We start from the raw sequence: 14,201 nt of genomic DNA, 5'->3' as shown, positions 1-14,201 counted from the left end.
CGGAGGCAGGGTGTCACGAAGAACTGAAATCCTGTTGCGCGGTATTGCAAAACAATATGCCGTTGCACTTGGTTTTTTCAGCTAAAAGTGTTTTTTCAAAAAAAATGCCTGTTGCAATCGTTCTCATCAGCACATTGTTGTGTTGATGGCGTCTTTTTGGAATTTGCGGCATCCGGTCCACAAAGATAATTCACTTTCTTGTTGAATCACGGTTGTTGAATCGCTCCATCCTTGACCGCCTCGTTGAATGTTCTGAACCTGCACGGCATGCAGTCATGGCCCATCCTGTCCGGGTGGCCTTGGCCATGTTGGAACGGCTCGCGCTTCATGATTTCGACCATTGCTTTCAGTCCCACGGGTGTGGCAAGTCGCCGTCAGTCACGTGCGGCGCGCCAGGCAGTCGGGTGGTTGATGGCCAGAGCAGATTCATCGTGCCATAACGATAGCCCCCCCAAATCAGGGCAGGCTCCAACAATAACTGCAGTGCAAAGCCATGGGGCTCCATGCATCGTGAAATCAGCGTTCATGCAGTTTATTTTCAATGCTTCAAACCTCGATTCAACGGCTTTGACCATCTCTTGCGCAATGCCTGCCGCCAGCGATTTGCAAATGCTTGGCAACTCTGGCGCATGGGGGTTTTGGCTATTTGGGCTGGTTTGTAATCGCGCGTACGAATGGAATGCCAAATAACAAGAACGATCCGTGTGGATCGTCTCATTTGATTTTCATTTTTGCGGCTTCATCAAATTTGTAGTATTGATTTATTTTCCTGCCGCTGCTTATGTCGGCTGGGCAATACTTTGTGCTTATTATATTACCTGATTGAAATAAAATGAACGCTGAAGTCTATGCATCCGTAGTAAAAATAGATAAATCCTCTGCATCTGGCGGGGTCAGCATCGAAAGATCACTGGCGCCGAAAACAGTGGCGACCCCAGGCCAAGGCGTGGCCAGAATCAGCGCACGGGGAGGCGTCACCATCGAACTCATGCAGGCGGATACCCAGAGAGCCCCTCAAGTAGTCAAGGTGCGCCGGGTCGGCACTGATCTGCAAGTGGACTTCCTGGAAGACGGCACCGGCAGTTCCGACCTGATCATCGAGGACTTTTATGACCAGGATGGCTCGCGGTTGGTGGGCTATGGCAAGGACGGTGTCGTCTATGACTACATGCCCCAGGCCGGCGGTGCCGACCAAGGGGTGGCTGGACTGATCGACGGTGGCGAAGGCGCCGTGCAGGTTCTGGGCGATTCGGCTGCGCTAGCCGGTGCGGGCGAGGGGTTCGCCGCCCTGCCGATGCTGCTGGTGGGTGGGGCAGCGCTGTCGACCGTGGCCATTGCCACGCAAAATACCAACCCGCCTCCGGCTGCGGCACCCGTACCCCCCAAGCCCGGCGCGCCCACCAGCTACAACGACAATTCCGCGCCCGTCGTCAATGCCCGCAGCACTTCGGCGGCCACCAACGACACCACGCCTGGGTTGAACATCGGCGCCGGCTTGATCAATCCAAAGCTGTATGTGAATGGCAAGGAGGTCGCAGCTACCTACGATGCGACCACCGGCACACTCACGCCCAACGTGCCCTTGCCTGAAGGCTCCTACAAGCTCACTTACACCTACGCCAACAGCGACGGCGTCTACAGCGAGCAAAGTCCCCCGCTGGAGTTCGTGGTGGACACCACGGCACCGGCCAAGCCTGCCGCGGCCACGGGCTACAACGACAACGTCGGCACAGTGCAAAACGCCAGCAGCACCGCCGCAACGACCGACGACAGCACCCCGGGGCTGAACATCGGCCTGGGCCATGCCGGGGCCAGACTGTACGTGGATGGCGTACAGGTGCCTGCAACCTACGATGCAGAAACAGGCACCCTGACGCCCAGCACCCCGCTGGCGGACGGCGCGCACAAAATCACGTACACCGTCAGCGATGAGGCTGGCAATGAGAGCGTCCAGAGCGATCCGATATCGGTCTCTGTCAACACCGTCACGGTGCCCAAGCCGGCCACGCCCACGGGCTACGACGACAATGCCGCACCCATCATCAATACCCAAAGCGCGGCACCCACCACCAACGACACCACGCCAGGGCTGAAAGTGGGCACGGGCCTGAGCAACCCGAAGCTGTATGTGGACGGCGCCGAGGTCTCCGCCACCTACGACGCAGCGACGGGCACGCTCACACCAACGTCGCCGTTGTCCGAAGGACGGCACAGCCTGACCTATGCCACCACCAACGCCTCGGGCACGTTGAGCGAGCGCAGCGACCCCCTGGTGCTGACGGTGGACACGACGCCCCCGGCCACGCCGACCGCGGCGCCTGGGGGCTACAAGGACGACGTGGGGTCTGTGCAAAGCGCCAGCAGCACCGCTGCAGCGACCGACGACACCAGGCCAGGCGTTCTGGTGGGCCAGAACCTGACGGATGCGCCCAAACTGTATGTGGACGGCGTGCAGGTCACCGCAGTCTACGATGCTGCCACAGGCACGCTCACGCCCAGCACCGCGCTGGCCGAGGGTGCGCACAGCATCACCTACACGCTGACCGACGCGGCCGGCAACGAAAGCGGCAAGAGCCCGGCGCTCAGCCTCACCGTCGACACCAGTGCGCCGGTGGCAGGCAGCGAAGGCACCTTGACGGTGACGGACGACGTGGGCGCTGTCCGGGGCGAAATTGCACGCGGCGGAGTCACCGATGACGCAAAACCCACCTTCAAGGGCACGGGGACAGGGGCCGACGTGGTCAAGGTCAATGTGTATGACGGCAACACGCTGGTCGGCAGCGCCACGGGCAGCAATGGCAACTGGAGTTTCGAGCCCACGGTGCCGATGAGCAGCGGCGACCACACCCTGACGGCGCGCCCGGTGGACGCGGCAGGCAACGAAGGCCCTGCCAGCACCGGATGGAACTTCAAGGTGCAAGGGGACACGCCGCAGGCACCGTCCATCACGGGCGTGACCGATAACACAGGCAGCATGACGGGGAGCCTTGCCAGAAACGCAACGACAGATGACACCACCCCCACGGTCGCCGGCACCGCGACGGCAGGTGCCACCGTCAAGCTGTATGCCAACGGCCAGGAAGTTGGCTCCACCACGGTGGCGGCCGATGGCAGCTGGACAGTGACAAGCAGCGCGCTCACCGGCGACGGCACCAAGCTGCTGACGGCCAAGACCATCGATGGCGCCGGCCAGTCGAGTGCCGAGGCGGTCGCCTACCCGATCGTGCTGGACACGACGGCCCCGGCCAAGCCAGTTGTGGCCGCTGCGACCGACGACCAGGGCGCAGTCGTCGGTACCATCGCCAACGGCGGTTCGACCGATGACACCACCCCGGCGTTGAGCGGCTCGGGCACGCCCGGCGACACCATCAAGGTGTACGACAACGGGACCTTGCTCGGCAGCACGCAGGTGCAGGGCAACGGCACCTGGAGCTTTGCGCCAGCCGCGCCGCTGAGCAATGGCGCGCACGCCATCACCAGCACGGCAACGGATGCCGCCGGCAATACCAGTGCTGCCAGCGACCCCCTGAACATCACGGTGGATACGACCGCGCCTGGGGCAGGCAGCGAGGGGAGCCTCACGCTGCTGGACGACGTCGGTGCCGTCAAGGGCGAGATCGCCCGCGGCAGCATGACCGACGACGCACGCCCCACCTTCAAGGGCATGGGGGCCGGTGCCGACGTGGCCAAGGTGAACGTATATGACGGCGCCACGCTGCTGGGCAGCGCCACGGTGAGCAACGGCAGCTGGGCGTTCGAGCCCGCAACCCCGCTGGCCAGTGGAGACCACACCCTGACTGCGCGACCCGTGGACGCTGCGGGCAACGAAGGCCCGGCGAGCGCCGGGTGGAACTTCAAACTGCTGGGCGATGCACCGGCGCAGCCGGCCATCACCGGCGTGGGCGACAACGCGGGCGGTGTGCAGGGCAATATCGCCAAGGGCGCGACGACCGACGACGCGACCCCCACGGTCAGCGGGACCGGCACGGCCGGAACCACCGTCAAGCTGTACGCAGACGGCGTGGAAGTGGGCTCGACCACGGTGGCGCAGGACGGCACCTGGAGGGTGACCAGCAACACCCTGTCCGGCGACGGCACCAAGCTGCTCACGGCCAAGGCCATCGACGGTGCGGGCCAGTCCAGCGCCGAGACCGGTGCCTACCCCATCGTGCTCGACACCACGGCGCCCGCCAAGCCGGGCGTGGCCGCGGCGACCGATGACCAGGGAGCGGTGCAGGGCCCCGTGACGAGTGGCAGCACCACCGACGACGCCACCCCGACGCTCAGTGGCTCCGGCACGCCGGGCGATACCGTCAAGATCTACGACAACGGCACGCTGCTGGGCAGCGCCGCCGTGCAGGGCAACGGCAGCTGGAGCTTCACGCCGACGGCGCCACTGGGCAGTGGCGCACACGCCATCACCACCACGGCCACCGACGCGGCAGGCAATACCGGCACGGCCAGCGACCCGCTGAACTTCACGGTCGACACCAGCAACGTCACCGTATCGGTGGGCAAGGCGGTTGACGATGCGGGCAGCAAGCGGGGCGATCTGGCCAACGGCGCCAGCACGGACGACACCACCCCCACGCTGGTGGGTACCGCAGCGGCCGGCGCCACCGTCACCGTCAAGGAAGGCGGTGCCACGCTGGGCACGGCCACCGCCGACGCCAGCGGTGCATGGAGCTTCACGCTGCCAGTGCAGACGCAGGGCCAGCACAACTACACCATCGAGGCACGCAACGCGGCGGGCACCACCGGCAGCACCAGCTTCGCGCTCGCGGTCGACACCACGCCCCCTTCGGCACCAGCCATCGGTGGTGCCACGGACGACGTGGGCACGGTGCAGGGCCCGGTGGCCAACGGTGCCAGCACCGACGACACCACGCCCACGCTGTCGGGCTCGGGCGGAACGGCCGGCGACACCATCAAGGTCTACGACAACGGCTCGCTGCTGGGCACCACCACCGTGCAGGCCAACGGCAGCTGGAGCTTCACGCCGCTCACGCCGCTGACCGACGGCAGCCACCCGCTGACGGTGACTGCCACCGACTCCCAGGGCAACGAAAGCACGCCGAGCGCAGCCTACACGCTGAAGGTGGACACGGCGGCTCCGACAACCCCCACGGCCGCACCCGCAGGCTACAAGGACGATGTGGGCGCGGTGCAAAGCGCCAACAGCACGGCGCCCGCCACGGATGACACGCGCCCCGGCATCCTGGTGGGCCAGAACCTCACCGATACGCCCAAGCTGTACGTGGACGGCGTGGCCGTGGCGGCCGCGTACGACCCCGCGACAGGCACCCTCACGCCCAGCACCGCACTGGCGGACGGCGCGCACACCTTCAGCTACACGCTGACCGATGCAGCCGGCAACGAAAGCGGCAAGAGCCCCGCGCTGAGCCTCACGGTGGACACCAGTGCTCCTGCGGTGGGCAGCGAAGGCACCCTGACCCTCCTCGACGACGTGGGCGCGGTCCGGGGCGAAATCACGCGCGGCAGCGTCACCGACGACGCACGCCCCACCTTCAAGGGCACGGGCGCCGGTGCCGATGTGGCCAAGGTCAACGTGTACGACGGCAGCACCCTGCTGGGCAGTGCCGTGGTCAGCAACGGCAACTGGATCTTCGAGCCGGCGACACCGCTGGCCAGCGGCGACCACACCCTGACCGCCCGCCCGGTGGACGCGGCCGGCAACGAGGGCCCGGCCAGCGCCGGGTGGAACTTCAGGCTGCTGGGCGACGCGCCGGCAGCGCCAGCGATCACGGGGGTGAGCGACGACGCGGGCAGCGCCACCGGCAGCATCGCCAAGGGGGCGACGACCGATGACACCACCCCCACGGTCAGCGGCACGGGCACGGCGGGCACCACCGTCAAGCTGTACGCAGACGGCGTGGAAGTCGGCTCGACCACGGTGGCGCAGGACGGCACCTGGCGGGTCACGAGCACTGCGCTCGCAGGCGACGGCGCCAAGCAGCTGACGGCCAAGGCCATCGACGGCGCGGGCCAGGCCAGCCCGGAGACCGGCACCTACACGATCGTGCTGGACACCACGGCACCCGCCAAGCCGGGCGTGGCGGTGGCGACGGATGACCAGGGCTCCGTGCAGGGGCCGGTCACCAACGGCGGCACCACCGACGACGCCTACCCGACGCTGAGCGGCTCCGGCACGCCGGGCGACACGGTCAAGGTCTACGACAACAACGGCAGCGGCGCCACCTTGCTGGGCACTGCGCAGGTGCAGCCCAACGGCAGTTGGAGCTTCACCCCCACGGCTCCGCTGGGCGGCGGTGCGCATGCCATCACCACCACGGCGACCGACGCGGCAGGCAACACCAGCGCCACCAGCGACCCGCTGAATTTCACCGTGGACACCAGCAACGTGAGCGTGTCGGTCGGCAAGGCCACGGACAACGCGGGCAGCAAGCAGGGCGACCTGGCCAACGGCGCCAGCACCGACGACACCACGCCCACCCTGGTGGGCACCGCTGCGGCCAACGCCACAATCACCGTCAAGGAAGGCGCCACCACGCTGGGTACCGCCACGGCCGACGCGAACGGAGCCTGGAGCTTTACCCTGCCCACACAGGCGCAGGGTTTGCACAACTACACCGTCGAGGCGCGCAACGCCGCTGGCACCACCGGCAGCACCAGCTTCGGCTTGACGATCGACACCACGGCGCCCGCGGTGGCGTCCATCGGGGACGTTGCGGACGACGTGGGCACGGTGCAAGGTCCGGTCGCCAACGGCGCCAGCACCGACGACACCACGCCCACGCTGTCGGGTACCGGTGCCACGGCGGGCGACACCATCAAGGTCTATGACAATGGCGTGCTGCTGGGCAGCACACAAGTCAGGCCGGGTGGCGGCTGGAGCTTCACGCCGCAGACACCCTTGACCGACGGCAGCCACCCGCTGACGGTGACTGCGACCGACCCGCAGGGCAACGAAAGCACGCCGAGCGCGGCCTACACGGTCCGGGTGGATACGGCGGCTCCGACCACCCCGGCGGCCGCACCCGCTGGCTACAAGGACGACGTGGGAGCAGTGCAAAGTGCCAACAGCACGGCGCCCGCCACCGACGACACCCGCCCGGGCATCCTGGTGGGCCAGAACCTCACCGACACGCCCAGGCTGTACGTGGACGGCGTGCAGGTGGCCGCGGCCTACGACCCCGCCACGGGCACTCTCACCCCCAGCACAGCGCTGGCCGAAGGTGCGCACACCGTCAGCTACACGCTGACCGACGCGGCGGGCAACGAGAGCGGCAAGAGCCCGGCGCTGAACCTGACGGTCGACACCAGTGCACCGACCGCAGGCAGCGAAGGCACCTTGACCCTGCTGGACGACGTGGGCGCCGTCAAGGGCGAGATCACCCCGGGCAGCATGACCGACGACGCGAAGCCCACCTTCAAGGGCATGAACGCCGGCGCCGACGTGGCGAAGGTCAACATCTACGACGGCGCCACGTTGCTGGGCAGCGCGGTGGTGACCAACCGCAGCTGGAGCTTCGAGCCTTCCACCCCCCTGGCCAGTGGCGACCACAACTTCACGGCGCGCCCTGTCGACGCTGCAGGCAACGAAGGCCCCGCCAGCACCGCGTGGAACTTCAAGCTGCTGGGCGACGCCCCGCGGGAGCCCGCCATCACCGGCGTGAGCGACAACGCGGGCGGCGTGCAAGGCAATGTCGCCAAGGGCGCTGCCACCGACGACACCACGCCCACCGTCAGCGGAACGGGCGCCGCCGGCACCACCGTCAGGCTCTATGCCGACGGTGTGCAGGTGGGTTCGACCACCGTGGCGCAGGACGGCACCTGGCAGGTGACGAGCAGCGCGCTGGCAGGCGACGGCACCAAGCTGCTGACGGCCAAGGCCTTCGACGGCGCAGGCCAGTCGAGCACCGAAACCGGTGCCTACGCGATCGTGCTGGACACCACGGCACCGGCCAAGCCGGGCGTGCCCACGGCCAACGACGACCAGGGCGCTGTCCAGGGCCCCGTGGCCAGCGGCGGTACCACCGACGACGCCACCCCCACGCTGAGCGGATCGGGCACCCCCGGCGATACCGTCAAGGTGTTCGACAACGGCATCCTGCTGGGCAGTGCATCGGTGCAGGCCAACGGCAGCTGGAGCTTCACGCCCACATCGCAACTGGCCAGCGGCACGCACGCCATCACCACCACCGCCACCGATGCGGCGGGCAACACCAGTGCGGCCAGCGACCCGCTGAACTTCACGGTGGACACTGGCAATGTGAACGTTTCGGTCGGCAAGGCCACGGACAACGCAGGTACCAAGCAGGGTGATCTGGCCAACGGCGCGAGCACCGACGACACCACGCCCACGCTGGTGGGCACCGCGGCGGCCGGCGCCACGATCACCGTCAAGGAAGGCGGGACCACGCTGGGTACCGCCACCGCGGACGGCAGCGGGGCATGGTCGTTCACGCTGCCGCAGCAGGCGCAAGGCCCGCACAACTACACCGTGGAGGCGCGCAATGCGGCGGGCACCACCGGCAGTACCACCTTCGGCTTGACGATCGACACCACACCCCCCACGGTGCCGTCCATCGGCGGCGTCACGGACGACGTGGGCACGGTGCAGGGCCCGGTGGCGAGCGGCGCCAGCACGGACGACACCACGCCGACGCTCACCGGCACGGCAGCCACGGCGGGAGACATCATCAAGGTCTACGACAACGGCGCACTGCTGGGCACCACCACGGTGCAGTCCAACGGCAGCTGGAGCTTCACGCCCACCGCACCGCTGACCGAAGGCAGCCACCCGCTGACAGTGACCGCCACCGACCCGCAGGGCAATGAAAGCACCCCGAGCGCCGCCTACACGGTCCGGGTCGACACGACCGCACCGGCCGCGCCGGCCGCACCCGCGGCCTACAAGGACGACGTGGGCGCACTGCAAAGCGCCAACAGCACGGCACCGACCTCGGACGACACCCGCCCGGGCATCCAAGTCGGCGCCAACCTCACGGAGACGCCCAAGCTGTACGTGGACGGCGTGCAGGTGGCCGCCACCTACGACCCGACCACGGGTACGCTCACACCGTCAGCAGGGCTGGCGGACGGCGCACACACCTTCAGCTACACGCTGACCGATGCAGCCGGCAACGAAAGCGCCAAGAGCCCGGTGCTGAACATCACGGTGGACACGAGCGGCCCGGCCGCCGGCAGCGAAGGCACGCTCACGCTGCTGGACGACGTGGGCGCGGTCAAGGGCGAGATCGCCCGTGGCAGCATGACGGACGACGCGCGCCCCACCTTCAAGGGCACGGGTGTGGGTGCGGACGTGGCCAAGGTCAACGTCTACGACGGCTCCACGCTGCTGGGCAGCGCCGTGGTGACCAACGGCGCATGGAGCTTCGAGCCCGCCACCCCGCTGGCCAGCGGTGACCACAACCTGACCGCGCGTCCCGTGGACGCTGCGGGCAACGAAGGCCCCTCCAGTGCAGGCTGGAACTTCAAGCTGCTGGGCGACGCGCCAGCTCAGCCGGCCATCACCGGCGTGAGCGACAACGCAGGCAGCGTGACGGGACCGATCGCCAAGGGCGAAACGACGGACGACACCACGCCGACCGTCAGCGGTACGGGCACGGCCGGCACCACCATCAAGCTGTATGCGGATGGCCAGGAAGTAGGCTCCACCACCGTGGCGGCCAATGGCACCTGGACGGTGACGAGCAATGCCCTGGCCGGCGACGGCACCAAGCTGCTGACGGCCAAGGCCATCGACGGCGCGGGCCAGTCCAGTGCCGAGACGGGTGCCTATGCCATCGTGCTGGATACCACTGGTCCGGCCAAGCCGGGCGCGCCCACAGCCACGGACGACCAGGGCGCCGTGCAAGGCACCGTCGCCAACGGCAGCACAACCGACGACGCCACCCCGACCTTCAGCGGCTCGGGCACGCCAGGGGACACCGTCAAGGTCTACAACAACGGCACGCTGCTGGGCAGCGCCGCCGTGCAAAGCAACGGCAGCTGGAGCTTCACCCCCACCACGCAGTTGGCCAGCGGCGCGCACGCCATCACCGCCACGGCGACCGATGCGGCGGGCAACACCAGCGCCACGAGCGACCCGCTGAACTTCACGGTGGACACGAGCAACGTCACCGTGTCGGTGGGCAAGGCCACGGACAACGCCGGCAGCAAGCAGGGCGACCTGGCCAACGGCGCGAGCACCGACGACACCACGCCCACGCTGGTGGGCACGGCGGCGGCCAATGCGACCATCACCATCAAGGAAGGAGCGACCACCCTCGGTACGGCCACGGCCGACGCCAACGGTGCGTGGAACTTCACCCTGCCGGCGCAGGCGCAAGGCCCCCATAACTACACCGTGGAGGCGCGCAACGCCGCGGGCACGACCGGCAGCACGACCTTTGGCTTGACCATTGACACCACGGCTCCAGCGGTGCCGTCCATCGCCAGCGTCTCGGACGACGTGGGCACGGTGCAGGGCCCGGTGGCCAACGGTGCCAGCACCGACGACACCACGCCCACGCTGTCGGGCTTGGGCGGAACGGCCGGCGACACCATCAAGGTCTACGACAACGGCTCGCTGCTGGGCACCACTACCGTGCAGGCCAACGGCAGCTGGAGCTTCACGCCCACGGCACCGCTGACCGAAGGCAGCCACCCGCTGACGGTGACTGCCACCGACCCGCAGGGCAACGAAAGCACGCCCAGTGCGGCGTACACGGTCCGGGTCGACACGGCGGCACCGGCCACGCCCGCGTCCGCACCTGTGGGCTACAAGGACGATGTCGGCGCGGTGCAGAGCGCCAACAGCACGGCGCCGACCACGGACGACACCCGCCCCGGCATCCTGGTGGGCCAGAACCTGACGGACACCCCCAAGCTGTATGTCGATGGCGTGGCGGTGGCCGCAGCCTACGATCCGGCCACCGGCACGCTCACGCCCACGGCCGGGCTGGCGGACGGCGCACACACCTTCAGCTACACGCTGACCGATGCGGCGGGCAACGAAAGCGGCAAGAGCCCGGCACTGAGCATCACGGTGGACACCGGTGCCCCAGTGGCCGGAGCAGCGCCGACGAGCTACGACGACAATTCCGCGCCGGTCACCAATGCCAACAGCACGTCACCGGCCACCAACGACACCACTCCCGGCATCAACATCGGCACCGGCCTGACCAACCCCAAGCTGTACGTGAATGGCACGGCGGTGGCCGCGACCTACAACGCGGCGACGGGCACACTCACGCCCAACGTCGCGCTGGCCGACGGGACCTACAACCTGACCTACACGTCCGCCAACAGCGCGGGCACGGACAGTGCCCAGAGCGGCCCCTTGGTGCTCAAGGTGGACACCACGCCACCGGCGGCGCCCACGATTGCCTTGGACCAGGACACTGCAGGCACTCAGACGGGTTCGTCGAGCGACGCCTACACCAGGAACGGAAGCTACACAGCAGGCGGCGTGGAGCAAGGCGCGGTCGTCCAGTACAGCCAGGACGGTACCAACTGGAGCGCGAGCAAACCCACCGCGGTGGAGGGGGCCAACACGATCAGTGTTCGCCAGATCGATGCAGCGGGCAATGTGAGCGGCAGCAACTCGGTGTCATTCACTCTGGACACGAGCACCGCTGCGCCCAGCCAGACAACGGCGCAGAACGTCTTCGTTGGTACCACGCCGTCCTTTGTGCTGACTGGGCAGCAGGTCAACACCACCACGGCGGGCGATCAGTCCGGTCCTGTCACGGTGAAGACCAACAACGGCGGCTATTTCACAGCCTGGTACGACAACGCACTGAACGACCCTGCAGGCGCAGTGCACGGGCAGTACTACACCGCCAATGGCATCAAGATCGGCAATGAGCTGACTTTTGGTGGCGGCAACTGGCAGGTCAACGGCAATGGCTATGCCAACATGCCGATGCTGAGCGCCGTGGCGCTGGACAATGGCAAGGTGGTACTGTCGTGGCAGACCGAGGACTCCAACGGCGGTGTGGGTGGCGGCGGCTCCAACGCCACCAGCGAAGTGGCCTATGCAACGGCCACCCTGACAGGCAGCACGGCTTCGGCAGGTGCGCCTACGTTGGCGAACACGACACTGGCTGGAAACCAGTCCGGCCCGGCCATGGTGGCTACCAAGGACGGCGGATTCTTCATGGCCTGGTACAACGCGGACGACGCGGACCCTCAAGGCGTAGTGCGTGGGCAGTTCTTTGACGCCAATGGAAGCAAGACCGGTGGGGAGCTCCAACTGGGTAGCTGGCAGGTCAATGGTGATTCCTGGGCTGTGGGTCAGCCACCGCTGAGCGCCGTGACACTCAGCAATGGCAGCATCGCTGTGGCATGGACGGCCGAAGGCGGCACAGCAGGCCCCAACACGGGATCGACCGAAGTAGCCCAGGTCGTGGTGTCCAGCTCGGGCACGGTGGGCCCGCAATCCGTGGCCAACACCACGACAGCAGGCAACCAGGGCGCGCCGGTGATGGTGGCGACCAGCGATGGCGGTTACTTCCTCGCCTGGTTCAACGACGACAGCAGCGTCAAAGGCGGCCAAGGCCAGATCAGCGGCCAGTACTTCAATGCCAGTGGCAGCAAGGTGGGTGGTGAAGTGGCCCTGGGTACCTGGGTGGTCAATGAAAACACCCAGGTCGACATGCCCTTCCTGACGGCCACCGCGCTCAAAGGTGGCAAGGTCGCTGTGGGCTGGCAAACCGAAGACAGTACCAACAACACCGGCCCCACGGATACCAACGAGGCAGCGATGGTGGTGGTGAGCAACAACGCTGGTGCGGTGACGGTGAGTGCCCAAACCATGATCAATACGACCACGGCAGGTAACCAGTCCCCACCGACCGTGGTGGGACTGGACACCGGCGGATTCTTTGCTGCCTGGTATGACGATTCCTGGGCTGACCCCGGAAATTCCGTGATCCGCGGTCAGTATTTCGATGCCCAGGGCGCGAAGGTCGGTAGCGAAATACTGGTGAGCAACTACCGGGCGGAACTCAGCGACGCCGGAGAGCAGCCACCGCTGCACGTCACCGCGTTGGTCGGTGGCAAGGTGGTGGTGTCCTGGAACACCGAGGCTGACGATGCCAGGGACGGCAGCGGTGCCGCTGTCTATCAGGCCATCATCGACATGCCAGCCACGACAGTGGTCAATGGCACGGCGGAACTGAACAGTACGGTGACGCTGAAGGACGGTGCCGGCACGGTCCTGGGTACGACGGTGACCGATGCGCAAGGACAGTGGCAGATCACGACGAGCGATGTGCAGGACAGCACCAAGCCGCTGTACGCGACCGTGGTCGACAAGGCTGGCAACAGCGTGACCAAGCCCATCAACTTCACGCCGCCCGTGGTGCTGGACCTTAACCACGATGGCCGCATCGAATACGGCCATGTGGTGATGGACGTGACCGGCGACGGCGTGGCCGAGCGCACCACCTGGACGGGCGCCCATGATGGCGTGCTGGTGTGGGACAAGCATGGCGACGGCCTGGTGCACGACAGCAGCCAGTACGCCTTCACCCAGTACGGCGGCAGCACCGACCTGCAGGGGCTGGCGGTGGGCTTTGACACCAACCAGGACGGCGTGTTCGATGCCCACGACCGGCAGTTCTCGCAGTTTGCGGTGTGGCGCGACGCCAACCAGAACGGCGTGAGCGATGCGGGCGAGGTCCGGTCGCTGGCCGACTGGGGCATCACCTCCATCGGCCTGACCAGCGATGGCCAGGTGCGGCACAGCGACGGTGTGATCGAGCTGGGCCGCACCTCCGCCACGATGGCGGACGGTTCGTCCATGTTGGTCGCGGATGCGATGTTCGCCCACGAAACGCTGGACTCCCTGCTGCACAACGCCATGGGCACCCAGGGCGCGGATGCGAGCAAGGGCGGGGCGGCGGCCAGCGCGACGGCGGTCACACCTTCGGAGGTCAATGCCTATGCCCTCAAGCCGCTGCTGGTGACGGTGGACGGCCACGATGCAGGGCGACTGGATGACGCTGGCGCGAAGAGCGGGGGTGCGACGGCCTCTGTGGACAACCCCACCCATGAGGCGTGGAACGGCACGTTGGCGCAACTGCTGGTCGACCAGCACGCCACGCTGCACCCGGTCCTCTGACGCTGGGTGCGACCGAAGCCACGGGCCATGAGGCCCGTGGCTGTTTCTCCTCTGTGCATCGAATGCCCGCCAACCCTGCTGTGGG

General features: G+C 67.2%; 1 protein-coding gene. It reads left to right on the top strand.

Annotated features, from left to right (window positions below; genetic code table 11):
- Nucleotides 1-946 precede the first annotated feature (946 nt).
- The gene (locus ACSQ3D_RS22425; protein WP_436128380.1) at nt 947-14,116 is read left to right on the top strand and encodes an Ig-like domain-containing protein; all 13,170 of its coding nucleotides are present in this window, start codon (nt 947-949) and stop codon (nt 14,114-14,116) included.
- Nucleotides 14,117-14,201 lie beyond the last annotated feature (85 nt).

Origin of the sequence: Acidovorax sp. LjRoot117 (assembly GCF_964252695.1) — a bacterium.
Lineage (GTDB): Bacteria > Pseudomonadota > Gammaproteobacteria > Burkholderiales > Burkholderiaceae_C > Acidovorax.
The sequence above is the reverse complement of the archived record's forward strand: the minus strand, read 5'-3'. Positions and strand labels throughout refer to the sequence as shown.